Origin of the sequence: Leptospira johnsonii (genome assembly GCF_003112675.1) — a bacterium.
Classification (GTDB): Bacteria; Spirochaetota; Leptospiria; order Leptospirales; family Leptospiraceae; genus Leptospira_B; species Leptospira_B johnsonii.
In genome coordinates, this window is record NZ_BFAY01000006.1 from 90729 (window position 1) to 116407 (window position 25679).

Genomic DNA, 25679 nt, shown 5'->3' on the forward strand with positions numbered 1-25679 from the left:
TCGCCTTCTTAAGCGTTAGAAGTATATTCCAAATAAGATTTGAATTTTTCCCCGTCCTTGGTCAGAAAGATCGGGGTCGGGTATTCTCTTTTTAAGGGAAGTAATGCGAAACCTTGGTCGTAAAAAACGATCTTCTCCACTTCATTCAGTTTATAACTAAATTCAGAGTTTCTGGCATGGAATGTAAATCCGCCGGGGACCTCTCTGATGCTACCTTTTCCCATTCTTCTAAAACCTTTTAGAGTTTCAGGACGAATCTTCTCTTGTAACGCCTCGTAAGGTAATCTTCCGGAAAGATCTAGGAACAATACTCCTTCCATGGACCATTCTTCTTCTTTAGGGATTCTAGGTTGGGTTCTTTCCGGTTCCGTTACCATTTCCAAAACTTCTCCCCTTTTTGTTTCGTCCCAGATCTCGGTTCCGAATTCTTCTTGGTCAGAAACCTCCGACTCAGCCTCCCTCGCTTCCATTCTTTGCCTTTCGGAAAGAGGACGGATCTTTCTTTCTTCTGCAAATGCAGAATCCATTTGAGAATAGGATTCCGGACGTCCCTGTTTTTTTAGGGAGGCTAAAGATCCTTGAGAAATTTTTTTCTCTCTTGCTGGAGGCAGGTTTCCTTTTGAATATTGGCCGCCGCTAAACTCTTTTTTAGAATTTGGCTGGAAGGAAACATAAATAAAGCAGAGGATCCCGACTAAAATAAGTGCTAAGGCAATATAGAGCATCATTATATGTATCTATCTAATTTCGCCGTTTCTGAAGCATTTTTCGGGCGGTTTTTCTCCTTTACAGATTCCAGGCGCGGGCCAGCCTTCCTTGTAAACGTAGTTTTATGACAAATCCAGACGGAATTTCAATTAAAGATATTTTATTCAAAGTCGGATCGGCGACTTTTCTTACTATCCTAGTAGTCATGTTAGGATTTATGCTTCTAAAGTCAGATGTCGAGCAAGCCGGTATCGATATGCTCTTCGGCAAGGGAAACATTACGATGGGAAGCATCGACGATCAAAGTGTTCCGATCGATTCCTTTCATGCTGCCAAAAGATTTTGTATCCAGATGTACCAAGGACAGGGATCCGAGGCACTTTGGGCGGACTGTGCCTTCCAAACTTTAAAAGGGCAATATATCTTCCGTAAAATCGGAAATTCTGTTGGTTTCACAATTACCGAAGAATCCGAAAAACAAGCCCTTATGCAAGAAGCTGAAAAAGTTTCTAAAAATTCTCTCCAGGGAGCAGGATATTCCGAGGAAGATCTGAAAAAACCGATAGAAATTTATCGTCAGTTCCTCCAGCAGGCACCTCTGCGCTTTAGGATTGATTATAAAGTGTCCCAGTCTCTTTTCCAAAACTTCCTACCTACTGAGATCCGACGCACGGACGGAGAATTAAACATACTCTCCGAGGCTTCGGGTGCCAGAGTGGACTTGGACGCAGTATTATACACGGAAGAAGATCTAGTCAAAGCATCCGAAAGAAATTTGGAGCCGACAGACGCACAACTGAAAGAGTTGTACGATAAAGAATCTTTGGATCCAAATACCTTAAAAGGCAAAGACGGCAAAGCGATTCCATTTGAGGAAAGAAAAACCGTTTTAAGAAGTAAGTTCTTATTAGAAGCGCGTAAAAACTCTTTAGAGACTTTAAAAGCAAAGTTAGTAGCACTTCAAAACGAGCCAGACGGTTTGCAAAAGATCTCTACACTTTTAGGAAGACAAACTGTTTCTCTTAAAAATAAATCTCTCTCCGACCTGAAAAAGATCAGCGTTGGTAAAGATGTATTCTCTTTGAGTTCCGACAAAAAATTCCTACAGGATTTAAGCCTTCCAGGTTTGACCCAAAAGAAAAACATCGGACCATATAGAGAGGGGGAAAAATACGCTATCGTTTCCTTCTCCGGAGTCAAATTAGGAAATCCTGATCCTTCATTCCTAAGAACCAGGGATAGCGGGTCTATACTCACTGCAATACTCATGGAAATTCCACAATCCCTAGAGGAAAGTATCAAAGTCGAACGAGCATCCGTTAGATCCGTTTCGGAGGAATAATGCAAATCCGCGCCGAGTTAGTAAACCCTTTCCTGGAAGCAGCCACAATCGTTTTCCGGGATATATTACAGACCGACCTGATCCGTGGAAAGATCGGGATCAAAGATACTCCGGAAACCAATCTGGAACTCGCGATCATCATCGGAGTTTTAGGAACGTTCAACGGAGAAGTGATCTACGGTCTGAACTACGACGCGGCTTATAAGATTTCCAAAAAGCTGATGCCAGGCATGAGCGACGACGATATCAAGAACGAATACAAGGACATCTTGGGTGAGATCGCAAACATGACAACAGGTAACGCGATGAATATTTTCGCAACCGCAGGTCAGTCGATTGAGATTACCGCTCCGAATATCGTAGATGCAAAAAACGAAACGATCAAGATCCCTAAAAAACAAGCTCTTGGGATCAGCCTATTTTCCAAATTCGGAAAATTAGAAGTAAACGTAGCCTTAACTTAAAGATCGCTTTTCGCGAAAGATTCCATTTCCGTTCTCAGGGGGGAATATACTCCTTGGGATTCGGAAACAGATTTATCCAAATACTTTTTCAAGAACCTTTTTGCCCATTCCCCTTCTCCTGCCTTATAGCTGGATTTAAAGAGTAAATAAGCTCCTAATTCCTTTTCTTCTCTTTGTCTTTTGAATTCTCTGGAGGCGGTATCTTCCGCATTCGGAAAAGTTTTACCGAAACGATTCCAAAAATCCATGAGATAACTGCGAGCGTCGGAATACCTTCCCATCCTGAAAAGCATATCACCTAATTGCAATAAAGCCCTGGATCTGTATTCCCCTTCTCCTTCCGTTGCGGTCCTAAGAAGGATCGACTCTGCTTCTGAATTTTTACCCTGAGCCCGGAGCGATCTTGCTGTTTCCAGAGAAGTTTTCCATCTGGAATCATCTTCCGCCGGACCTTCTACGCTAGCTTCTGGGGCCTTTGCATTTTCTAATTTAGATAATTCTAATTTTGCTTGGGAACTTGATGTTCCTTCCGTCGCAGCCGCTTTACCAAATTCTTCTTTGGCAGCATCTTTTTGTCCGTTCCTAAGACGTAAAAGTCCTCTTTCATAAGCGGCACGACTCGGATCTGCTACTTCCTTCTTCTTGCCGTTCTTTTTATCTTTTTTTTCTGTAAGATTTGGAAGTTTTGTCTTCTTCTCTTTTACAGGCTCTGAAACGGTCGGTTTTGTCTCTAGGCTCTTTTGCTCTTCGCTGACTATAGTAGAATTTTCTGAAACCAGTTCCGATCCAACTTGTTCTGATCTTTGTTCTGTGACTACTGAGCTCGCATCAATGGGAGGAAGCGGTTCATCCGGAGAAGTTCCCCTGGAGGAAAAATTTCCTTCTGCCTGTTCCGGGATAGGCAGAGGAAAATCCGCAGCCAAATTTCCTGCAAAGAATAAAATACTTAAAGAAACGATAATGTATTTCATCTCATTCTCCCCTAGGTCTTTGTTCTTTTCTAGGCGGACGACTGAGTCTGGACTCTTCCTTTTCTGTAGGAAGTTCTCTATTAGGTTGTTTTACGCTCGGTTCCAAACGAGGAGAATCGGATCCTTTGTCGCTCGGAGCTAAATCCTCTCGAGCAGGTCTTTCGTTTTCTGTGGGAAAGAAAACCCTGGAATCTCCATCCTTCATTTTAGAATTACGGATCGTGTCCGACTCTTCCAATTCAGGTTTAGGGGAAGAAGGTTCCATCTTCGGTTTGTCCAAAGAATATCTTTCGATATCCAAAGAAGAACTTCCCGCATCTGAATAAGAAGGATCGCTCCATCTTACATCCTTTCTTTTCCGGTTGTATTCTCTTTCAATATCTTCTAAAAATAATGCCTTACGATCCAGTTCTTTGGCCTGGTCTTCTTCTCCCGCCAATTCCAAACCTTTTTGGAAACTGAACCAGGCGAGAACGACCGCGACTAGGACAGCCAAGCTGAGAGCCGCCGTTCCAATCGTCTTTACCACTTTTGGGGGAAGATTTCCCAGAACCTGGTCTATCGATACCCTGATATTGGTTAGGATGGAGAATGGGTTGAGTGCCATAGTATTACCCTAGGATCATCGGTCGTTTTGTCCGATTTTTCAAGGACATAATTTTGGAAAAAAGGAAGGGGGATCTGAGGTTTGTAGTAACTTCGACTGACCTGGCCCAGTCTCAAAATAAACGAATTTAAACGTTTTTTTCATCCTTAGGCATTAAGTCTTTTTACAGGTTTTCGATTGTAAAAAATAGGATGGGACTTACTCTCCAACAACGGCCCCCCAGGATGAGCGACTCGATCCGCAATTATACAGAATCCCTAATAAAAGATCTAGAAGAGAACGAAAACGGATTTTTCAAAGTAGAAAATCTGGACGGGCTCGCCTATCTCACCCTCTTTCCAGCAGGAAAGAAGGGGAAGGACGTAGAATATCGTGAAATTCTAAAACGATTGGATGTTTTTAAAATTTCGGGAGTCTCTGAAGAAGAAATCAAACGGATCTTAAAATCAAAAGACTCCGAACCGCATCTGATCGGGAAATGGCCCGGCAAACCGGAAGCCTCCAGCCTGGATCTAAAAATTTCAGAAGATAAAATGACTGTCTACGGGATCCTTCATCCTCCAAAATTCGGCGGAAAATTATTAACCAGGGATGAGATCCTTTCCCAACTGCAATCCTACGGGATCGTTTTCGGAATTATAGAAGAATCAGTACTCAAACTTTCCCAAGCGGAAGATTACGGAAAAAGAATCTTAGTTGCCCAAGGCGAATCTCCTATCCCGGGAAAGGATGGAGACATACGTATCTTATTCCAACACCCGGGCATGCCTACGCTTGAAGAAGACGAATTCGGAAGAGTGGACTTTAAGAATATACAGATCATCCAAAGTGTTAAGAAAAACCAGAAACTTGCTGAAAAAGTTTCTCCTTCTCCCGGCAAGCCAGGCAAAAACACAAAAGGAGAAGTACTTCCATTTGAAGAAGGCAAAATTGCCGAATGGAAACTGGGGCCTAACGTTAAAATTTCCGAAGATGGAAATTTAGTGCAATCTCTGATAGACGGCCGACCTCTAATAGATCGTTTTGGCACCATTCGAGTGGACGAGGTCTGTTTACTGGAGAATGTAGACTTCTCCACTGGAAATATCAACTTTCCCGGTACGATCATAGTAGAAGAATCCATCGCAGACGGTTTTACTCTGGAGACTGACGGATCCATCATAGTGAAAAAGTCCGTCGGTAAAGTTTACCTAAAAGCAAAAGGAGATATCGTTCTTTCCGGAGGATTTATGGGAAGGAACGGTGGGATGATAGAATCAGGCTCCGACATCTACGCAAAATTCGTAGAGCAAGGAAAGATCATCGCCAAAAATTCTATCTTTATCGAAGAAGCTGCAATGCATTCGGAGCTGATCGCGGGTGAATCCGTAGTAGTCAGAGGAGGAAGAGGAGAAATTATAGGGGGTCAAGCTGTTGCAGGAAAAATGATCACCTGCACTAAGTTAGGTGCCATTGTGGAAACCAGGACCGTACTAAGCTGCGGTATGCCGCCGGAACTTCTTTCGGAATTAGAAGATCTAAAGAACGAAATCCGTAAAAACCAAGATATATTAAAAAAAGTAGATACTAGTATCCAAAAATTAAGCGACGATTCCCAAAGAAGAAGCCTTAGCCCGGAAGAAAAAGACAGCTTACCTAAACTACAATCAATCCGTCAAAAATACAGTTCCGTCTTGGAAAATCTATTTGCTCAGGAACAATCCGCCATTCTATCCTTCGATCCTGATAAAAATTCCTTTGTGGAAGTGGAGAGAGAAATTTTCCCGGGAGTAGAAGTAAATCTGGGTAGAAATAAAAAGTTCAGCGTAAAATTAAAAGAGATCCCGGGTCCTTCTTTCCTATACTTGGGAGCAGATGGACAGATCGCACATTCTAAGGTAAAACCGAAACGATTGGGACTTTTACAGGAAGAATCTTCGGATTCCGAATCTTCTGCGGATTAATGAATCCGAGGCGATCACGGGCCCTCTGCCTATCGTTTTTTCAGCCGCCGTCCGGAAACAAATCCCTGCAAGATGGGATCCCGCCCGCCTGCTCCATTTCGGAACAAGGAGTCTTGAGAAGATCGTCCATACATCTTTTGATTTTTTCGATCTGCTGATCGGTAATTCTTTCGTAATCGTCGGTAAGAATGGACTGGTTACTTTGTTCTGCCATACACTGGTCCAGGGAAGAAAATCCGGACTTTGCAGCACTCTGTTCTCCGGAAGGAAGTGTCTCCAGATACTGGGCAGAACATTCTAAATTCTTTTTACACAACTCTTTAATATAATTTTGGCTGAGTTCCTTCACTTCATCTTTCGATAAGGATGGTCCCTTTCTACATGAAAGAATAAAGACCGAAAATACTAGTATAGAGATGAATTTCATTTGGGTTACTGAAAGCATATGCTCGAATTATACAGAATAGACGGACAATTCTACTATTCTGCAAGCCGTTCTTTTTAATTATTTCATTTTTGTGAGAATCAGACGATTCCCTTTCCCGGATTGGTCTATATAAAAATGGTCCGTTAATTTTCGAACCAGGTATAGTCCGATCCCTTCTTCTCTATAATCTCCGGGATCGTATCCTCGAATTTCGGAAATATTTTTTTGAACTCCGAAATCCCGAATACGCACTTCCATACGATTCTCGAGCACTGTGACTTCCAGAAAAATAGGATAATTCGTTTTTCCTAGGTAAGCGTGTTTGATCACGTTCAGAAGGCATTCCCCCACTGCCAATTTAAGATCGGCAGCATCATAAAGGGAAAATCCGGATTCTCTTGCTAGGTTATAAACGAAATTCCGCGCTACACTCACGTAACGCGGATGGGAAGGAACTTGTATCCGAAACTGATTCGAATAATCGGTTTTTTTAATCTCCGCCAAAATTCGGTCCGGGGCAATTATCCTCTAGGATGGAATTTCTTATGAACTTCCTTCAGAGTTTTATTCGCCATATGAGTATAGATCTGTGTGGTGGAAATATCGATATGTCCCAATAGTTCCTGAACCGATTTTAGATCTGCGTGGTTTTCCAAAAGATGTGTCGCGAAAGAGTGTCTCAAAGTATGTGGAGTCACTTTTTTCTTGATACTGGTCCTTTTGATATAATGGTTTAGAAGTCTCCAAACCGATTTTCTGTTGATAAAAGATCCTTTTTTGGAAACGAAAAGATAATCACAATTTCTGTTTTTCAGAATATAAGGTCTGCTCTGTTTCAAGTAACGGTTCAGAATATCCAATGACTTCTCACCGAAAGGAACTAGTCTTTGGCGTCCGCCCTTACCTTCTACGGTCAGGGTCATTCCAGACATATCCATGTCGGTCAGTCTCAGATTACATGCTTCCGAGATCCTAAGTCCGGAAGAATACAGAAGTTCGAAAATACATTTGTCTCTGAGTTCGTAGAGATTATCCTCTTTGATCACAGTGAACAATTCTTCGATCTCTTCTTGAGTCAGATAATCTGGGATGGATCTCATCACTTCCGGAGTTTCGATCTTCTCCGTCGGATTGGAATCCAGCTTCTTTTCGTCTTTTAGAAATTTATAAAATTGGCGAATTGCAACCACTTCGCGAGCGATCGTCTTTGCGGAAATTTTACGATTCCTTTCCTCGTTCAAGAAACGAACTATGTCGTTCGCTTGGACTTCCAAGAAGTCCAGATGTTCTTTTTCGAGGAAGTTCTTAAACTTGTTCAGATCGTATCCGTACGAGTAAATGGAATTGTCGCTCAGACCCTTCTCAACCGAGAGGTATTCTTGAAAATTTTGGAGTAGATTCTTATGAGAAGATGTCACTTTCTTAGTCCCGCTTCCGATTATTACAGTACTAAATCCTTCGGACAAATTCTCCCTCGAGATTGAAACTTTTTTAAGATTGCGGCGCGAGGTGGCCCGTAAATTGTACAAATTCGACGGGCCGACATAACAAAAAACCGCCCTTTTCTTATCCCCTAAGGGAAAAAAAACTATGGAAATGAGACAGAAGTTCCGATACGCCATAATTTTGCTTATGTCCCAAATTGCTTTGAATTGCGATTCCTCGGGGGAGTTAGCGAGCAAGGCTAGAGAAAAAGAAGCTCAAGGTAACACTGCAGAGGCTTTGTATTATTACGATTTAGCACTTAGAGAAAATCCTGAAAATTTTACGGCGAATAAAAATTTAGGAATTCTTTTAGCGGAAAGCGGAGAAGCACCCGGATCGGCTGCTTTGTATCTAGAAAAAGCTCTCAAAAAGGATCCTAAAAATCCGGAGATACTTCTTTATCTGTTGGAAATTTATTTATTAGCAGGGTCCAAAGACGAAACTGAAACCATTTTGAGAGGATTTTCGGAAAGTTGGGACAAAGACAGAGAGAGTTTGGCCAGGTTCCTAAGTTCCTGCATCTTAGATTCCAAGAAGAATGTTTCGGAAAGGAAACGGTTTATAGAAAATCGGATCCCTGAATCCAATCCCGCTTCCAAAAGACTCTTTGCGGTTTGCGAGAAAAAACTCTACGAGGAAACTTCGGGTAAATGAGAGAAACTGCCCATTCTAGAAAAATTCGTTTTCAGTTTTTATTATATTCTATTTTTATTTTTTTATCCTTAGAAGTTCTACTTCGACTTCCTTATTTCCCTTCCGTTCAATTCAGATTGGAAGATAAAAAACTACATTGCCTACAAACTCCGAAAAACCTGTTTTCCATTCCTTGGATGAGACTTTGCCCGAACCAAAGTTTAGAACTTTATCATCCGGAGAAAAATATTCGCTATCGTGTTTCTACGGATTCGAGAGGAGAAAGACTCACTTCTTCTAATGAAACCCGCAGTTGGAGCTCCTACAGGATAGATACTCCGGAAGTTTGGATTTTGGGAGACTCTGTGGCTTTGGGATATCTGGTTTCCGACCAACAAACCCTTCCTTGGGCTGTCCATTCGATTTTCCAAGAAAGGAAAGGTCAGTTAGGTGTCAGGAATTTGGGAGTGGATGCACTCGGAAGTTTCGGCATCCAGGAAAGACTATCCGAAGTTTTAGAAAATTCGTCCCCTCCTCTTGTTGCCTACTGGATCTATCATATTTCGGATTTTACCGATTCTTATAGAGAATTAGAATTACAGAATTCTCTAAAGAAGAGAATATTCGTCCGAGTTTCTTATCTTCTTTCTAAATACAGTGCAGTATTCAACACATTCAAAATTATTTATGAAAAGTACAAGCCCGAGTCTAGGGATAATTTAGTGATCCCTTCCAGCGGAGCTGTTTTAGGTCCGGATCATCCTCATAGAAAAGCGGCCGTTTCTTTGTTTGAATTTGTAAAAGAGAAGAAGATCCCACTTGTTCTGGTATTTCTTCCAGAACCGAACGAAAAATACGAGCCTGTAGTAGATTCCGCCTTAGTGAAGGAAGTCAGACAAATCGCAATCGATTCCAGAATTCCGGTGTTGGATCTCCAACAGCCAATCTATGATTTATGGAAAAAGAATGATAAAGAGATTTTTATTCCAAAAGACGGACATCCAAATCCTGCACTCTATCATTTTATCGCGGAAGAATTAGCAAAATCTACGCGGCAGTGATGCGTAGACCTTTAGTCCGAGTGAAGCTCGGATGAGCGTGAATGCGCGAAGTCGAAGCAGCACGACCCGAGCAAAGCGAGGGAGCCGCCCAAATCCTAAAATTGGAAATACAAGAAAGGCGCGCTTACAGTCACACTATATAAGATAAAACAGATAGAGATCAGTATGCCGGAAATCCCATAGACCCAGATACGATTCTCGAAAAGTTTTTTTGCCCAAGGAGTTTCTTTTTCCATCAGATAATCTCCGAACATTAGGATGAATACAGTGGCAAGAACGGATAACGGTACGGATAAGAAATCACCTTCGGCTCCAGAGAACATTCTGCTTACCATGGCCCAACCTACTTGGACACTGTTACCGATCCCTTCGACAGGTCTTGCTCGGAAGAAATACATGGAAATCCCGAAGATGGTGAATGGATACGCTACTTTGATAGTGCTTGGGATCTTGTCCCAATAGTTTTTGATCCTTTCGAAAGAGAATGCGAATCTTTCGATCACCATTAAACTTGCGTGTACGAATCCCCAGACAACAAAATTCCAATCGGCTCCATGCCATATCCCGCTCACAAATGTTGTGAGAAATAAGTTTATATAAGTTCTGGAAATACCTTTTTTGTTTCCGCCTAAGAAGATATATACGTATTCTTTCAACCAAGAACTGAATGAAATATGCCAACGTCTCCAGAACTCGGAAACTGTTTGAGAAAGGAACGGCTGTCTAAAGTTGATTGGGATATGGAATCCCATGATCCTTCCGGTTCCGATAGCTACATCCGAATATCCGGAAAAGTCGCAGTACATTTGTATGATGTATAAGGAACCTGTGACCGCTAAAGAAAACCAACCGTAATGGAGAGGATCCGCAAATACCGGATCGATAACTGCCGCGATAGGATCTGCTACGAATGTTTTTTTGAAAAGTCCCCAGGCAAGTTGTCTGATCCCCGGAAGTAAATTTTCTTTTTTGAATGTATATGTGTCCAGAAATTGATGGAGCATATCCTGGGCGCGGATGATAGGTCCAGCCACCAATTGTGGAAAGAAACTTAAGAATAATCCGAATTGGAATAAGCTCTCCGCTCGTTTTACTTTTTTATGATATACATCCACCGCGTAAGCGATCGCCTGCAATGTAAAAAAGGAAATCCCCATAGGCAACAGGATACCGGATGGATACGCATAGTAAGGCTCACAAGGCACAAGCCCTAGGATCGTATTCCAAACCGTAAAAGAAAAATCCAGATACTTAAAGAAGTAAAGAAGCGAGAGGTTTCCCCAGATGGCTATATTCAGGAAAAATAATTTTCCGAATCTGGACTCAGACTTATCCATCCAGAGCGTGCAAAAATATGTGATCGCAATGGAGTAGATCAGTAATAAGATGAACGGAACGCGAAAAACCGCATAAAAATATAAACTTGTGACTAATAACCAAAGTTTTTGGAATCTGGAAGGTACCAGAAAATAAACTAAGATGACTACGGGCGCAAAAATTAAATAATGAAGGGAATTAAAGAGCAAGATCTGTCTCCTTCAATTTGGCTTTGAGAGAATCCGCCGCCCAAATATTTCCTCTTTTAGTAAAATGCCCGTCTTCCGGAATATAATGATCTAAGATCCCAAATTTTTTACCGTTTTGATCAAAACCACACATGGAAGCGGTTTCTTTTTTGAAACGTAAAACTTTCACTCCGCGCTTTTCGAAGAATGCCGATGCGCGAGTCGCATAATTTTCTAAAGGATGGTATTTTCCATTATTATAACAATAGATCTCTTCTATTTGGATAGGAAGAATGACCGGAACCAGTTTGAATCCTCTTTCCTTGGCAAGATCTATCATCTTTTGATAATATTCTTGTGTAAGCTCCGGCAAGGAAGGAAGAGTTTCTAAAGAAGGGGCTGAATCCGTGCATGTCACATGAGAAGGGATTGGTTCAGGACACATTGCCCCGAATACTGCAGAAGTTGGTGTGATATCCGAATCACAGTTCGATCTTTTCACAGTTCGAAAAAAGGAAGATTCAAAATAAGAAACTACATTTCCGGAAGGCTTTTTAGGTCCGGTGGAAACTTCGTCCCCGTCCAAAAGTCTGCATCTATAAAATCCTGCGGAATCCAGCTCTTTACATACTGAAAGTTTGGTGACCGCAAATGTGACTTGGATCTGCTCGTAGGCGAGTTTGAGTGCTTGGAGTGTATAAGAAATTCTTGTTAAAATAAATTGTAATTTAAAATTTCTGGCATAATTCGAATCTTTTTCTCTGATTGCGTCCGTTTGGTCGTCAGGCAATATTCCTTTTTTTGCAAGCACTTCCGGCATATCGAAATCGTTAGGAGAAATAAAGAATAGAACTTCTTTTACGTTATCCAGTTTGGATGAAATATCTTTGAGTCTATAATAAGAACCTCTGGATCCGTAAGCGTCGACTCCTAGATTCAAAGCTTGTCTTGCTTCTCCCTTTAATTCTATCCCGTCCAAGAGTTGGCAGAATGTGTCCGAGTCGCCTACTCCGAATCCCATCACCAAACTATCTCCCAAGCAGAGAAGTTTCGGTTTTCCAGGGATAGGTTCTTCCTTTCCTCGGAGGCCGAGTGAATTGATACTGAACTGACCTTCCCATTTTCCAGCAAAATGACTGACATATTTGGATTGGCCAGGCTCCAAGGCCACGTAGTAATCCGGATGAAAACTATGGATAAGTTTGAGATCTCTATAATATTGGAGAGAAGGACTGCGTAATAGAACCAAACCGGCTTCGGTTCCGAGGAAGATCAGTATCAAAAAAACTAGGCCGAAAAACGATTTTTTGGCGAAATCCATGAATACTGGATAGCATTTGGATTCCTACCCGGATGACAAGACAATTCATCTAGGAAAGGGACTGTAGGAATTCCGACTCTTTCTTTTGGAAAAAAAAGATCTACTTTACAATTCTCCAGTCTAAAAATAAAATCAATTTAGAATCATTCTAAATCATTAGAGGAAATGAGATGCCCCATAAAGTAGTCATCATTGGATCCGGTCCTGCGGGTCATACGGCAGCGATTTACGCAGCCAGAGCGAATTTGAATCCTGTTATGTACGAAGGGTTTATGGCGGGGGGGATCGCCGCAGGCGGCCAGCTCACCACCACCACTGAGGTGGAAAATTTTCCAGGATTTCCGGAAGGTATAGACGGAACCCAACTCACGAATTTGTTCCGCGCTCAATCCGAAAAATACGGTACTAAAATTATCACCCAAACCATCACAAAAGTGGACTTCTCCAAGAGACCTTTCCGTATTTGGTCCGACGATGAATTGATAGAAGCGGAGACTGTGATTATCGCAACAGGCGCTACTGCAAAAAGAATGTTCATCCCAGGCGAAGACTCATATTGGCAAAAAGGAATTTCAGCCTGTGCAGTTTGCGACGGAGCACTTCCGATTTACAGAAACAAGGAATTGGCAGTTGTAGGCGGAGGAGATTCTGCAGTGGAAGAAGCAGCTCACCTGACTAAGTTCGCATCCAAAGTATATTTGATCCACAGAAGAGATTCTTTAAGAGCTTCTAAGATCATGCAGAAAAGAGCCACCACTCATCCTAAAATAGAAATTATCTGGAACACTGCTGTAGAAGGCGCACAAGGAAATGGAAACCAACTCACTTCCCTTTCTGTGAAAGAATTAACTACAGGAAAAACGAAAGAACTTCCTGTGGGCGGTCTCTTCTATGCGATCGGCCATAAACCGAATACTGAAATTTTCGAAGGTCAATTGGATCTGGATGAAACAGGTTATATCAAAACCGTTCCCGGCACAACTCGCACAAGTGTAGAAGGTGTATTTGCTGCAGGAGATGTTCAGGACAAAACATATCGCCAAGCGATAACCGCCGCGGGCTCAGGATGTATGGCAGCTCTAGAAGCGGAGAGATGGTTAGAAGCTCAGGGAGAGTAGAAATACAGCGCCTATAGTATTATGGGCGCTCTATCATCTGACCTCTTTTCTGAAGAGTATCATAAATATATAATGTAGGAAGGTTCGGTTTCTTTTTGTTGGGACTGGACTCTTCTTCCCTTTTTACGATCATTACGAGTTTGTTTTCAGGAGTGTCCGGTAGGATCTTTTCCAGATAGAATTTTTTGGGAAGAATGGGAAGTAGTTCGTCGGAGTTCGGATCGTATACAAAAACTTTCTTAGAATCCTTTTGGTTCAGATAACCGTCTTTATTCGTATCCTCAGGCATCCCAACGATCACGAATTTTTTTCCAGTTTTTAAACCGGAGAATACATCCTCAGAAACCTCTTGTGTTTCAGAATCGGCACTCGGCTTTTCAGGTTCTGCCCCGTAAAAATAGTCCCAGATATATACACTTTTATTGAATACCTTACGGTTCCTTCCAGTTTGTAAGTCTACGAAGACAAGGTTTTGTGCATGATTTAAGGTTTTACGCGGACCGAAGTTTTCTCTGTCCCTATTGAGGCCTAACGGGTAGTATAAAAATTTTCCCCAAACTACGGAAGAATGTTCTACCAGATCGTCGTCCGGTTCTACATAAACCGTTTGGATGCTGTTAGACGGATGTTTTGCGAGCTCTATCCCTCGGTCGTATACGAACCAACTTTTTAAGAGGGTAAATACGATCAGGATGACGATGATCCCGATCACAAAATATACGGAGAGACGCAGCTTTTCCATAGAACGGATCTAAACAATCCGTTCTTATGCCTTAGGGGTCAATCTTCTTTCTTTCCAAAACTCCGGTTCTGGTAGGAACTACTAATGCAGAGGAGATCTCTCCAGTGTCTTCTCTTAACACCGTAAGAGGATTATAAGTATCCACTACGATCTTTCCATCTACCAGGAAATTGTATTGGTATTCGCCCGGTTTCAATTTCTTTACTACTTTAAAGGTTCCGTTCCTTTCTTTGATCAAGAAGTCCGATTCTGGATCCCAATGATTAAAATCTCCGATCAGACTTACTGATTCTGCTTGTGGTTGGTAAATTCTGAATTCTACAGTTCTAAATTCTCTTTCTTCGTAAGGAGAATCTTCTAAGACCCTGGTGCTTGTTTGTTTATTAGGTCCGCCTTCTCTGAATGCGATCCTGGATATTAGAGAACCTTCTCCATCTTCTACGGTATCCGGATTTTCTGGATCGTGTGTGAAGATCCCATCCACTTTAAACTTGTATTCATAGGCAGGTTTCGGTTCGTAAAGTTGGTCTCCGTGAATGTCCACCACTCCGTAAAAAATTCCCTTATCGTTTTTCTGTAAGGAAACACATTGCCAATGACTGAATTCTCCGCACACGCTTACCTCGTCGTTTGCAAGACCTTCATAACTGAATAAAACCCCACGGTTCAATAGTTTCCCGGTCTTTAAAGCGGAGAAAGTATCCACAAATCGGATAAACCTAGGAGGGACAGCCTTTCTCAAATTTTCCAATTGCCAGAAATAATAAATTTTTTCCTCAGGAAGGGCTTCTTCTCCTTCCTCATAATCCACGGACCGGAAGGCTCCGATCCAATCTTCCGCCTCCTCCGCAGCTAGGGCGAAGGTCAATATTAAGGTAAGTAAGGCAACCGCCTTGGCTTTATGCACCATAAACCGATTGTCGTAGGATTTCCCGGAAACCCTAAGCGTATTTCCGGGGCTTGTCCTAGATCCGACATAAGGAAAAAATCTTTGCTCTTTCTGAGACCAGCCGATACTATTGGAAGGACTTTATGGCTGATTATTCAGAACAGGAACTGGATCAGATCCGCTCCATCTTGGATCCGTTGAACAAGAATCCGGAATCCTCCGAAGATTTGAATCCTATGCTTTCCACTTTTCGTGAAAAGATGGGATACGGCGTTCCTATATCTATCGGGGACGACGACGAGGACCAAGCGGAAGAAGGATCCGAAGAAAGTTTCGATCTAGGCGATGAGGACGAAGCTCCTACGCCTATCCAAAAGCCAAAGCCATTATCCTTCTCCGAAGACGACGATATTGATCTAGATGAATTATTAACTGAGCCTTCTCAAGGAGGCGAACCGAGCGCAGATGCGGGAGAAGATCCATTTGGTGGATTTGACGAAGCTCCTACAGAATCCGACGATTTCGGTGATTTTGCAACTCCAGAGCCAGAATCGGACCCATTTGCAGACTCCGGACTGGATGATTTCGGGGCAGCTCCTGAAGCAGAGGAACCTTCCGCGGGTTTCGAAGATTTCGGAGCTCCTACAAGTGAAGATCCATTTGGCGGATTCGATTCCGCTCCTGAACTAGATACTCCTTTTGAAACTTCTCCTAACGAAGACCTCGGTTCTACTCCAAGCTCCGATCCTTTTGCAGATTCCGATCTAGGAATGGAAGATTTTGGGGCAACGCCTAGCTCAGATTCTGAAGATCCGTTCGCAGGCTCGGGTCTTGAAGATTTCGAAGCTCCTACAACTGCAGCCAGTGACGATCCATTTGCAGCATTCGACGCTTCCGGAATGGAAGATACTCCCGGAGACGAATTCGGTTTAGAAGAAGGAGATCCGTTCGGAGCCTCCCCTTCCGGCGAGTCAGACTTCGGAGACCTGGGTGGTTTCGATTCGGAACCTTCCGGAGACTTTGGAGGCGCTGATAATTTTGCCGAAGCTCCTACAGACTCAGACCCATTTGCAGATTTCGCACCTGTTTCAGGAGGAGATCACGATCCATTCTCCGATCTTTCCGGAGCAACCTCTGTTCCAGAATCGGATCCATTTGCAGATTTTGCGACCGAACCTGCATCCGCAATGGAAATGGAGTCCGTTCCGGAATCTTCCGATTTTACAAGCTTCTCCCCAGATCTGGACTCGGACTCCGGAGACGAGGATATGGGAGCTGCTTCCTTCGAAGAAGACTTACGCTCTTTGGGTGGAGAAGATAAGGACGAAATAGACAAGTCTCTCACTGACGAAGAACTCGCAATCATCCAAAGAGAAATACTTCGTTATCCTCCGCTTCTACGCAGAACGGTCATAGAGTCCATAGTCCAAGACCGTCTTTCCAAAAAGGCCCAAAGGGATCTATTAGAACTTATTAAAATAGAAAGTACCCCGGAGGATATCGCTGCATTCTTGTCCTCCGCGTTAGGGATTACAGTTGCTCTCACAGATAGAAGTGGCGCTTATTCCGCTGACGGTGTTCCTATCATATCTTCCGACCCGATCTATACCAGAGAAGGTCTTTTAGAGAGAAGGAAGAAGATCCGTAGGACATTCTTCGCTGCTGCCGCGGCGATCCTCATCGGATTCGGAAGTTATTTCACTTACAAACATATCATTCTTCCTAGACAGGCAGCTCAGAATTACGAAGCGGGTCTGGAACAAATCCGTGAGATGGGAGCTAAAAGGTTCGCAGGAACTTTAGGCGAAGAAGAGAGAAAAAAATATCTGATCAGTATAGAAGATTCTTATGATAAAGGATTCGATATAGATCCTTATAATTTGAAATACATGAACCGCTACGGAGTGGAATACAGCCGAGCGGGAGAATACGAACTCTCTTTCCAAAAATTATTCGGTAAGATAGAGCCGGATCTTGGAATGGGAACATTAGATTCTTGGAATAAAAGAGAACAGTCTCCTATGGTCCGATTGGCCCAAGGAGAATCTTGGAATGATAAAAAGCTAAAAAACAGCGCAGGCGTAAACCAAGGAAAAGAAGGGATCAAATTCCTTTTGGACCAGGAAAAAACTCCTAGAAAGGTACTGATCGCTGGTGCATTCCTTGCAATGAGACTAAAAGAAAGGACTCATGATAATAATACCTATAGAAATCTAGGCTGGTTCCATTCTCAGATCATGCCTGATTTCGCAGAACCTGCAGAAGGCAAAAAAGGAAGATATAAAAACGACGCGTTAGCCGTTGATTATTATTCCAAGGTATTCACGGATGGGGAAAGTCCTTATGACGAGGATTCAACAGCTGGTATCGCTAAAATATATTATAATAGAAGAGAATTCGGAAAAGCAGCTTCTTTCTATAATAGGATCGTAGAAGCGAATCCTAAAAGTATCCAAGGCCAATCAGGGCTTGTTTCCACTTATTTAGAAATGTGGAAAGAAAGTGGAGATCCTCAATTCGTTTTAAATCACCATCGTCTGCTTAGGAACAATCTGGACATGGAGTCCGAACTCCCCTTCTACACTTTGGCAAAACTTGCATCTTTTTACGCTGCAATCGACCCGGAAGAACTTAGGATCAAATATAATATCAATCCTGTTGACCAAGTTTCCGGGATAGAAATAGAAGAAAGTGCAATCCGACTCTTAGATACGATATATAGAAAGTCCATGGAAGACGAAAGGACTGGAGTTGAGATCGAAGGAAAAGATTACGCGGAAGGTTATTACCAAAGAGGACAATATTATCTTTCTCAAAAGGAAAATAGCCAGGCTAGAAGGTTCTTCGAAAAAGCGGCAACTTTAGATCCAAAACATTGGCTCGCGGTCCTGGAACTTGCAGAACATTCTATCCGCGTAGGAAACTTTGAAGAAGCAAAAGATCTTTTAAAAGAAGCAGAATCCCGTTACGAAATAAGTGAGCGTTGGTTCGGTTCTAAAGACGAAGACGAAACTTTATTCGAAGGAAATCCTGCACGTATCCATTTCGATCTTGGGAAAATCAGATACTTATTGTCCGCAGGACTTTCCGACAAGGATTCGCTGAAAGAATTCCCCGGTCGAAAAATTTATCCATTCCGTTCCCGCTCCGAATCTGATGAAAAAAGTCTCTCCGTCTTAAAAGAAGAGGAAGAAAAAAGAAATCGCAGGAATGAACTTAGAAATTCCCTCCAAGAATTCGCGAAAGTGGATTCGGAAGAACCTAAGTTCGAACTTGTCCGCAAATGGAGAAGAGAACTTCCTGCATCCATGTTGAGAGAAATGAAATTTTTCAAAGGCTGGGTGGAATATATGGATTCCGACTTCGACAAGTCTTTGGCGGATTGGACGGGTTTCGAAGATAAGGACGAATATTATAATCCTACTCTTCTTATGGCAAAAGGAAACGCATTCTTTTATACCGGCCAGACTAAAACCGCTCTTGGATATTTCCTAAGAGTGAAAGATGATATGGAAGAAAAACTTCCTCAGATGAGTTCTCCTAAAACGGAAGATCCATACCACCAGGAAGTGTATCAAACTCTGACCGCTGCTTATAATAATATTGGCGCTTGTTACGAAACTCTTTCTAAAAAAGCGAACGCACAAGAATCAGAGAATTATACAGCTCAGGCTCTACAGAATTATTGGAAGGCGATCGAAACTGCGCGCAAGATAAACGAAGCCAGCGAAATTTCACTTTCTAACAAAGATCTTTTATTCAAAAAAGAAGCTCTTAAAAGAGAACCCCTCTTAGAAGATTGGGTTTCTCCAACCTTGGATTCGATTAAGGATCTAGTTCGTAAGTAAATACTAGTCAAGATTCACAAAGAAAAGTTCTCTGTGAACTCTGTGCAAAACAGATCTGAAATAATTACTTTTTCTTTTTTACAAAAAGAGATTTAATAGCAACTACGATAAAGAATCCGAACATTCTGCTCAGGCGGATTAATCTCCAAGGACGGACCATAATTCTCCAAAGCCAGGTTAAGCCCTTGAGTTTGAAAACATTTGGAGCTTTTTTTACCTTTCCGGAAAGAATGTCCATAGCAGGACCTACACCGATCACAACTGCGTGACCGAAAAATGCGGTGTTATTTTCGACCCAGATCTCTTGATCTGGAAAATCCATTGCAAGAAATATAATATTCGGACTTGTCTTACGGATGGATTCTTTTACAAGCAACTCGCGTTGTGTGTTTAAGTATCCGGCATGACGTCCTACGATCCTAACTCCTGGAAAATGTCTGGAAAGATTGAAATAAACTTTCTCGACGATCTCTTCCTTTCCACCCAAAAGAAAAATAGAATAATTTCTAAGCTCGCAAAGACGAACTAAGTCCATCATGAGTGCGATTGTGGGAATTCTTTCTTTTAATTCTCCACCTAATTTTTTAGCGGCCCATTGTAGACCTGCACCTTCCGCTAAGATTAAGCTAGCTTTTTGCGCGATCCGATGTAACTTCTTCCCTTTGCGAAGAGCCATAGTCTTGATAGGATCCAAAAGAAGAACATGATGGAATTTATCCTTCTCTTCCATGAGATGATAAATTTTTGCCACCGCCTCGTCTAGGCTGGCGTTATCAAAAGGTACACCTAAAATGGGAGCCTTTTCCAAATCGTCCACATTCAGGGTCTGATAATCTAGTAAGTAGTCGCGATCATCCTTTGCAGATAGATGGCGTATTTCCCCTGGCTGTTTCATAGGGATCATCTTATTGGACATAATTTGGGAGTCAATTGAAACTTAGGGTTCCGAACCTCCAAAAACCTGGTCCTTTACGGATTCTTTATCTCCTTAAGGATACGAATGCAATCGTAAAAGGAATCTTTTTCCGATGCGGAAGCGATCATTGCATAGGATAATGGTCCCAATTCTGATAATTCTATCATCTGTTTAGGACCGATCCCTCCGATCGGAGTGACAGGTATTTTAGCAATTTGTAAGGCTTCTTGGACACCGGAAAGACCTATGGGAACATCTTCCGTGTCCTTGGAGTTTGTAGCGTATACCGGTCCAAGACCAGTATAGTCCCAGACTCCAGGCTCTAAACCTGCAATATCTTCGGAATTATGACAGGAAGTGCCTAGGTATAATCCGCTGGAGCGGATCTTCTTCCTATCCTCTAAAGAAAGAGAAGCATAATCTTCTTTTCCTATATGAAGTCCGAAACATTTCCATTCCAAGGCCTCTTTCCAATAATCATTCAGAATGATCGGAAAATCTGGAAATGCATCTATCAGACTTTTATAAACCTTCTTTAAAGTTTCAGGGGTCTCTTTTTTGGCGCGTATCTGATAGAATGGGATCCATTCTCTTTGGTAATTCCAAAGTTCCACGATTCGGATCGGATCCTTGGAAAATTTGGAACAATATTCTAGATCTAGGATTGGATAAATACCAGGCGCTTTCCAGATACTATGTCTGGGTCTAAGTGGGAATTCCAAAAACGATTCAACCCCCGCCTACAAATTTCAGGATCTCTATTTTATCCCCTTCCTCTAAGGAAGAGTTCTTCCAACGGTCCCTTTTTAAGATCTCTCCGTTCTTCTGGATCGCTACCGTTTCCGGTTTTAATTTTAAGGATTCTAATAGCGAAAATAAATCCGGAGAAGAAAGTTCCCGAATAGAGAATTCCTTACCGTTTACAATCATTCCATGCACCTCGGTCTAGATACTTCATTCCTTTCGATTCTCCGCTAACGTCGAATGTTTTTTAGTTTACCGTTCTATCAGGGCCGAAAACGATTTACTTATATGACCCGATTTCTCCCGTTTTTTCTAGCAATCGCACTCTTAGGTATTTTGTCATGTAATAGCGGAGAGAGAGATATCAAGGGAAATGCCTTGGCGACATTTTACGCAAACTGCACCGGCGGGTCATATCCGGCCTGTAAGAATGCCTGCGAAAATAAGTACGGGACCACAGTCACAACTACGAATCTAGCAGGTTTAAACACCTGTCTTTCTAACTGCAATACAAGCTGCAATATTTCCACTTTTTGCTTCCAGTTGTCCCAAAGTTGCAAAAGTGATTGTGATTCTTATATGACCAACTGTGTATTAATTCTAGGCGCGACAGGATTCGGCCAATAATCAGCTCAAATTTCCTAGTCTAAACAGGGAGGCCGCAAAAATTCCAGCGGTCTCTATTCTCAAAATAGATTCTCCTACATTGACAGATAAAATCTTATACTGAGAAATCAGTTCTAATTCTTCTTTTCTAAATCCGCCTTCCGGTCCTATCAAAACGATTCTATTTTGTATGTTTTCCGAATTGATCCGTATCTCCGACCTTGGATCAAAAAGAAGAAGTTCCTCTTTTTTAGATTTGGAGTCTTCTAAAAATTTAGAAAGTGAGATCGGCCCTTTAATCTCAGGCAAAAAATCCTGACCGGATTGAGAAGAAGCTTCTGCAGCAACCTTCAGAAGTCTTTCCGGATTTAAGTCCTTTCTATCCGAATGAGAAAATACTAAAAAATTAAATTCAGTGATCCCAAGCTCTGTTCCTTTTTGGATGAGCCACTCTAGCCTGTTTCCTTTAGGAATGGCGGTCGCGATCTTTGCAGAAGTTTTAGGTCTTTCTTTTTTTTCAGTACCTATCAGACTTCCGATTTTAGAAGAAGAAGGTACACTGTATGCAAAACTTGCGCCTGCACCGTCCTTTATGATTACCGTTTTTTCTTCCGAAAAAACTCGAAATGCTTTTAGATGAGAAATTTCCTCTCCCTCTAGTTTCAGTTCGGGAGAAGAAGAAAACCCAGGTCGGAAAAAAACGATCTCTTCCGAGGACATTAGAGTCTGTTTAGATTATCCAATTCGAATAAAGAAGGATCCGGTTTTACATCCCGATCCACTTCAGTATATTCCAGTACACTGATCGCACCTGTATTCAGATCCAACATTTCCAATCTACTGACAATATCTTCTTTTGTGACTTTCTGTTTTGCTTTTACCTTAACAGGACCGTACTTTATATTCATGGTTTTATAAAGTACCCCGTCTTTATCATGGAAATCCAAACGAATGGGTCTCAATGTATCCGGTTCCAAAAGTAAAATGAGTTTGGAATAAAAATACGGAACGATCGGTCTAAGTGCCACTCGTTTCATTTTTTTTCCTGCAATATCCAAATCGCTTTGTACGATCGGATTATAATTTGCTTGGTAAGAAGTTCCCGCCAGATCCACGAAACTGAATCCTGTATTGAGATGATTCTCGTATTTTTCTTCGTCGTTCTTTTTGAAAATTTTCCGGGAAAGTGCATTGAAGGCGAAGATCAATTCTCCGTCTTCCTTAAATAGGATCTTATATTCTAGACCGCGGCCCTTGCTTTCGAATAGGGAGAGAGAATCTTCTCCCTTTCTGAAAATGCTCATATCCCATGTCCAGGAATCCCCTGTCTTTTTGATCAGGATCAGGTTTGCTTTGACTAAACCGTCCGCTTTCAAGAGTGCCTGGTCCAGTCTTGCAACTAATTCCTGGGCGACCCTTGCTTTATCCGGTGGAGCCTGAGCATGGGAAATTTTCCCAGTCATGAGAATCGGGAATATTAGGAGTATCGAAATAAGATGAAACTTTTTCAAAACCTTTCCTTCCCGACAAATCTAAGGGTTCTATTATTCTGCTCTTAAACTAGGTGCACTATAAGAGTAAAGACTATGAACGGAACCTTGGGCTTGAGCGGATTCACTCCTTCTTTCGAATCTGAGTTTTCCTTCTCTAAGTCCTTGATGTAAGTCTTGGACGGAACGAAATCCCATATCCTGAAAAGAAAGTCGTAGTCCTAGGCTTAAATATGGAATAAAGTTCAGAATTGAACCTCTATCCACGACGGAACCGCTGACTCCTTGAGCCACTTTCACTTTTTGGCCCTCGTTAAAATAACGTTTGTCCCCACCGGCTTTCATGGCTTCGATACTTGCCATTCCGCGATACTTTTTGAGACGTATTCCATTCTCGTAAAAATACTCTCCGGGTGCCTCAGTTGTTCCGGCGAACATAAATCCCATCATACATGCGGAGGCTCCGATTGCCAAAGCATTTGCGATATCTCCGATATTGGAAATTCCACCGTCTGCAATAACAGGAACATCGTGCTTTGCTGCATGGGCCGCAGTTTGGTATACCGCGGTTGCCTGTGCTCTTCCCACAGCCATGGTGTCTTGGGTAATGCATATGGAACCAGGTCCCATTCCGATCCTAAGTCCGTCCGCACCGGCGCTGATCAGATTTTCTGCTTGGCCACGAGTGACTACGTTTCCGCCGATCACTTCTAGATTTTTAAAATTGGATTTAATGAATTGGAGCATCTCGATCTGGTAGATTGAGTTTCCTTGGGCAGAGTCGATGATGATCACATCCGCTCCTGCCTCATACAATGCAGCGACCCTGTCCCTGGATTCAGGTAAGGTAGAAACCGCAGCCCCGCATCTAAGTCTTTTGTTCTCGTCCTTGGAAGAATCTGGGAATTCCTTATTCTTTTTCAGGTCGGAACGACTCACTAAAGAGACAAGTTTTCCATCCTTGTCAATGATCGGAAGTTTTCCGATCTTCTCTTTTTTGATGATATCGTTTGCTTCTTTTAAAGTGATCCCCGCTTTTCCGGTAATCACCTCCGTGGTCATAACTTTTTCCACAGGAATAGAACGATCTCTTTCAAAATCGATATCTCTATTGGTTACAATTCCTACCAGTTTAGAATTTCTGGTCCCGTCCGCAGTGATCGGAATTCCGGTAAATCCTAAAGTCTCTTTGATCCTGTCCAGATCGTGGATTGTGTTTTTCGGTCCTAGTACCACAGGGTCAGAAATGAATCCGTTCTCGAAACGTTTCACTTTGCTCACTTCTGCAACCTGTTCTTCTACAGTATTATTGTAATGGATAATTCCTATCCCTCCCATAAGGGCCTGTGCAATAGCCATGGAGGACTCAGTCACAGTATCCATCGGGGAACTCACGAATGGTCTTTTGAGTTTGATCTTTTTTGTTAATCTAGTCTCTAGTTCTACTTCGGAAGGATTGAAATCGATAAAACCGGGCAGGACTAAAAAGTCCCGATAGGTAAGCCCGATTTGCATGCTGAAAAGTTCTTCGCCGGATAGGCCGTCTAAAAATTGGGAGTCTCGGTAAGATTGGTTTGACATTAGTGTACCTTACCTATTACATCAAAACGAAGCCAAAGGCTGGAATCAAGATAATTTTCCGCCGGAATCCGATCGACCTAGGAATTTAATGGAAAAGGTTCAAAGGAAACAAAGAGACAAAGAGTTCATCACAGATCCTGGTAAAAAACTCCATATCATTGGAAAATTTCTACTCAAAACAGATCTACTCGTAAGGGATACGGAAACTCACGAATCCGTTCAACTGCTCTCCGTCAATAAAGACGCCACAAAAATTTTAGTACAGGGTCGGATGGCCGAACAATTTAAGCTGAATGCTCATATTGTTTTATACAAACTGCTCGCAAGATACGTCGAACTAGAATGCGAGGTTCTGGAAGAAAAACCCAATAACCAATTTATCATGCTAGTGGAACATGTTTCCATCGCGAGCAGAGAGAGAAAATTCACTAGGATCAAACCTCCAGATGGAAGCGTTTGGATCACGAACCTGCGCACTAGCAGGACCACAATCGATGCGAACTTATTCAACATTCCCACTTCCGTAAAAGTGAATTTTGCGGACACGGAAAGAACTCTTAAACCTAAGTTCGATATTGTCAAAATTGACGTCTTCAATTCTATCGGGGATAAATTCGATCTAGTCAAAAAGACCGGAAAAATATTATATATCCCGAATACACAAAAACCAGATTCTTTTAAATCTTCCGATCCGAACGGATTCATAGATTATGAGCAGGAGCTAGGCGACGAAGAAGATGTTCGCAAAAAGATCATAGAATACGCCAACCAAAAGATCAGATCCGAGCTGATCGTTCCGGTTATATATATCAACCATGATGAACAAGCAATTCCAATTGGATATGTACATGCCCAAAATAGGAATAAAGAAATTGATATCTCAGAAGTGATGGAGATAAAAACGCTCACTTTCGATATGGTTGACCGGATCAGAGAATCCAATACAATCCTAGTCAAAGAAAGATTTGCAGTAATAGATCTTTCCACCGGTGGTTTGAGAGTGAAGATAAATCATCCGGATCTAAACAGCGAGCTACCTAGAAGAAAAGGATTCACGTTCGATATATTTTTCAAAATGCAATCTCCGATCACTGCATATGGAGTTGTTCGTTCCGTTGCAAGAGATACGGACGGGAATTTGTATGTAGGACTTTCTTTGGAAGGAAATTCTGCGAGACCTGGAGAGAAAAAACGTTTTATAGACAATGTAAATCGTATGCTTTCAGATTCAGGTGTAAAAGTTGGCTAAAAAAGAAATCAAACCTTAAGCAACAGTTG

At 42.1% G+C, this 25679-nt stretch carries 25 protein-coding genes; 9 read left to right on the forward strand and 16 right to left on the reverse strand.

Annotated features, from left to right (window positions below; translation table 11 throughout):
* Positions 1-8: 8 nt before the first annotated feature.
* A complete protein-coding gene (locus LPTSP_RS04045) occupies positions 9-728 on the reverse strand; it encodes an LIC_11490 family protein (RefSeq protein WP_108927557.1) in 720 nt (239 codons plus the stop codon).
* A 104-nt stretch (positions 729-832) separates the two neighbouring features.
* Between LPTSP_RS04045 and LPTSP_RS04050 the strand changes: the two genes are divergently transcribed.
* Together LPTSP_RS04050 and LPTSP_RS04055 are read left to right on the forward strand one after the other, a co-directional pair.
* Positions 833-2050, forward strand: a complete 1218-nt coding sequence (locus LPTSP_RS04050; RefSeq protein WP_167396406.1) for a hypothetical protein — start codon at positions 833-835, stop codon at positions 2048-2050.
* A complete protein-coding gene (locus LPTSP_RS04055; RefSeq protein WP_100769381.1) occupies positions 2050-2514 on the forward strand; it encodes a chemotaxis protein CheX in 465 nt (154 codons plus the stop codon). Before LPTSP_RS04050 ends, LPTSP_RS04055 begins: the two co-directional genes overlap by 1 nt.
* Here LPTSP_RS04055 and LPTSP_RS04060 read toward each other — a convergent pair.
* Both LPTSP_RS04060 and LPTSP_RS04065 read right to left on the reverse strand, forming a co-directional pair.
* Positions 2511-3485: a tetratricopeptide repeat protein gene (locus LPTSP_RS04060; protein ID WP_108927558.1), complete on the reverse strand. Its 975-nt coding sequence runs from the start codon at positions 3483-3485 to the stop codon at positions 2511-2513. The genes LPTSP_RS04055 and LPTSP_RS04060 overlap by 4 nt on opposite strands.
* 1 nt (position 3486) lies before the next feature.
* Complete coding sequence (locus tag LPTSP_RS04065) at positions 3487-4092, reverse strand: LIC_11485 family protein (protein ID WP_108927559.1); 606 nt, start codon at positions 4090-4092, stop codon at positions 3487-3489.
* Between the two features lie 224 nt (positions 4093-4316).
* On the opposite strand from LPTSP_RS04065, the gene LPTSP_RS04070 reads away from it, so the two are divergent.
* Complete coding sequence (locus tag LPTSP_RS04070; RefSeq protein WP_108927560.1) at positions 4317-6035, forward strand: DUF342 domain-containing protein; 1719 nt, start codon at positions 4317-4319, stop codon at positions 6033-6035.
* Between the two features lie 40 nt (positions 6036-6075).
* Here LPTSP_RS04070 and LPTSP_RS04075 read toward each other — a convergent pair whose 3' ends face one another.
* Genes LPTSP_RS04075 through xerD form a run of 3 tightly spaced genes read right to left on the reverse strand, consistent with a single transcriptional unit; the run spans position 6076 to position 7880 of the window.
* Positions 6076-6480: an LA_2478/LA_2722/LA_4182 family protein gene (locus LPTSP_RS04075; protein WP_108927561.1), complete on the reverse strand. Its 405-nt coding sequence runs from the start codon at positions 6478-6480 to the stop codon at positions 6076-6078.
* Between the two features lie 60 nt (positions 6481-6540).
* The gene (locus tag LPTSP_RS04080) at positions 6541-6966 is read right to left on the reverse strand and encodes an ATP-binding protein (protein WP_108927562.1); all 426 of its coding nucleotides are present in this window, start codon (positions 6964-6966) and stop codon (positions 6541-6543) included.
* A gap of 17 nt (positions 6967-6983) precedes the next feature.
* Entirely contained in the window at positions 6984-7880 is an 897-nt protein-coding gene (xerD, locus tag LPTSP_RS04085) for a site-specific tyrosine recombinase XerD (RefSeq protein ID WP_108927810.1), read from the reverse strand.
* Positions 7881-8052: 172 nt separating this feature from the next.
* Between xerD and LPTSP_RS04090 the strand changes: the two genes are divergently transcribed.
* Together LPTSP_RS04090 and LPTSP_RS04095 are read left to right on the forward strand one after the other, a co-directional pair.
* Positions 8053-8601: a tetratricopeptide repeat protein gene (locus tag LPTSP_RS04090; RefSeq protein ID WP_108927563.1), complete on the forward strand. Its 549-nt coding sequence runs from the start codon at positions 8053-8055 to the stop codon at positions 8599-8601.
* A complete protein-coding gene (locus tag LPTSP_RS04095; RefSeq protein WP_108927564.1) occupies positions 8598-9641 on the forward strand; it encodes an LA_2486 family SGNH/GDSL-type esterase in 1044 nt (347 codons plus the stop codon). Before LPTSP_RS04090 ends, LPTSP_RS04095 begins: the two co-directional genes overlap by 4 nt.
* 95 nt (positions 9642-9736) lie before the next feature.
* Here LPTSP_RS04095 and LPTSP_RS04100 read toward each other — a convergent pair whose 3' ends face one another.
* Both LPTSP_RS04100 and LPTSP_RS04105 read right to left on the reverse strand, forming a co-directional pair.
* Positions 9737-11167: an MBOAT family O-acyltransferase gene (locus tag LPTSP_RS04100; RefSeq protein ID WP_108927565.1), complete on the reverse strand. Its 1431-nt coding sequence runs from the start codon at positions 11165-11167 to the stop codon at positions 9737-9739.
* On the reverse strand, positions 11157-12467 hold the full coding sequence (locus LPTSP_RS04105; protein ID WP_108927566.1) for an LA_2490 family SGNH/GDSL-type esterase: 1311 nt from the start codon (positions 12465-12467) through the stop codon (positions 11157-11159). Before LPTSP_RS04105 ends, LPTSP_RS04100 begins: the two co-directional genes overlap by 11 nt.
* A 170-nt stretch (positions 12468-12637) precedes the next feature.
* Between LPTSP_RS04105 and trxB the strand changes: the two genes are divergently transcribed.
* Positions 12638-13585: a thioredoxin-disulfide reductase gene (gene trxB, locus LPTSP_RS04110; RefSeq protein WP_108927567.1), complete on the forward strand. Its 948-nt coding sequence runs from the start codon at positions 12638-12640 to the stop codon at positions 13583-13585.
* A gap of 19 nt (positions 13586-13604) precedes the next feature.
* Here trxB and LPTSP_RS04115 read toward each other — a convergent pair whose 3' ends face one another.
* Complete coding sequence (locus LPTSP_RS04115; protein WP_108927568.1) at positions 13605-14327, reverse strand: hypothetical protein; 723 nt, start codon at positions 14325-14327, stop codon at positions 13605-13607.
* 31 nt (positions 14328-14358) lie between these two features.
* On the reverse strand, positions 14359-15237 hold the full coding sequence (locus LPTSP_RS04120) for an early set domain-containing protein (RefSeq protein ID WP_108927569.1): 879 nt from the start codon (positions 15235-15237) through the stop codon (positions 14359-14361).
* A gap of 122 nt (positions 15238-15359) precedes the next feature.
* Here LPTSP_RS04120 and LPTSP_RS04125 point away from each other — a divergent pair, with 122 nt between their 5' ends.
* Positions 15360-19064 carry a tetratricopeptide repeat protein gene (locus LPTSP_RS04125; RefSeq protein ID WP_108927570.1) on the forward strand — a complete coding sequence of 1235 codons (3705 nt, stop codon included), beginning with the start codon at positions 15360-15362 and terminating at the stop codon, positions 19062-19064.
* 64 nt (positions 19065-19128) lie between these two features.
* Here LPTSP_RS04125 and LPTSP_RS04130 read toward each other — a convergent pair whose 3' ends face one another.
* The 3 genes from LPTSP_RS04130 to thiS all read right to left on the reverse strand — a co-directional run bounded on the left by LPTSP_RS04130 (position 19129) and on the right by thiS (position 20910).
* Complete coding sequence (locus LPTSP_RS04130; protein ID WP_020771613.1) at positions 19129-19959, reverse strand: WecB/TagA/CpsF family glycosyltransferase; 831 nt, start codon at positions 19957-19959, stop codon at positions 19129-19131.
* A gap of 74 nt (positions 19960-20033) precedes the next feature.
* On the reverse strand, positions 20034-20702 hold the full coding sequence (locus tag LPTSP_RS04135; RefSeq protein ID WP_108927571.1) for a thiamine phosphate synthase: 669 nt from the start codon (positions 20700-20702) through the stop codon (positions 20034-20036).
* A 7-nt stretch (positions 20703-20709) separates the two neighbouring features.
* Positions 20710-20910, reverse strand: coding sequence for a sulfur carrier protein ThiS (gene thiS / locus LPTSP_RS04140; RefSeq protein ID WP_108927572.1), 201 nt, complete (start codon positions 20908-20910; stop codon positions 20710-20712).
* A 102-nt stretch (positions 20911-21012) separates the two neighbouring features.
* Here thiS and LPTSP_RS19035 point away from each other — a divergent pair, with 102 nt between their 5' ends.
* A complete protein-coding gene (locus tag LPTSP_RS19035) occupies positions 21013-21351 on the forward strand; it encodes a hypothetical protein (protein WP_135354747.1) in 339 nt (112 codons plus the stop codon).
* Here LPTSP_RS19035 and LPTSP_RS04145 read toward each other — a convergent pair whose 3' ends face one another.
* From LPTSP_RS04145 to guaB, 3 genes are all read right to left on the reverse strand, one after another.
* The gene (locus LPTSP_RS04145) at positions 21352-22050 is read right to left on the reverse strand and encodes a 16S rRNA (uracil(1498)-N(3))-methyltransferase (protein ID WP_108927573.1); all 699 of its coding nucleotides are present in this window, start codon (positions 22048-22050) and stop codon (positions 21352-21354) included.
* The gene (locus LPTSP_RS04150) at positions 22050-22793 is read right to left on the reverse strand and encodes an outer membrane lipoprotein-sorting protein (RefSeq protein WP_108927574.1); all 744 of its coding nucleotides are present in this window, start codon (positions 22791-22793) and stop codon (positions 22050-22052) included. The genes LPTSP_RS04145 and LPTSP_RS04150 overlap by 1 nt, the downstream gene beginning before the upstream one ends.
* A gap of 81 nt (positions 22794-22874) precedes the next feature.
* On the reverse strand, positions 22875-24401 hold the full coding sequence (guaB, locus tag LPTSP_RS04155; RefSeq protein WP_108927575.1) for an IMP dehydrogenase: 1527 nt from the start codon (positions 24399-24401) through the stop codon (positions 22875-22877).
* Positions 24402-24489: 88 nt separating this feature from the next.
* On the opposite strand from guaB, the gene LPTSP_RS04160 reads away from it, so the two are divergent.
* Entirely contained in the window at positions 24490-25650 is a 1161-nt protein-coding gene (locus tag LPTSP_RS04160) for a DUF1577 domain-containing protein (protein WP_108927576.1), read from the forward strand.
* The last annotated feature ends 29 nt before the right edge of the window (positions 25651-25679 follow it).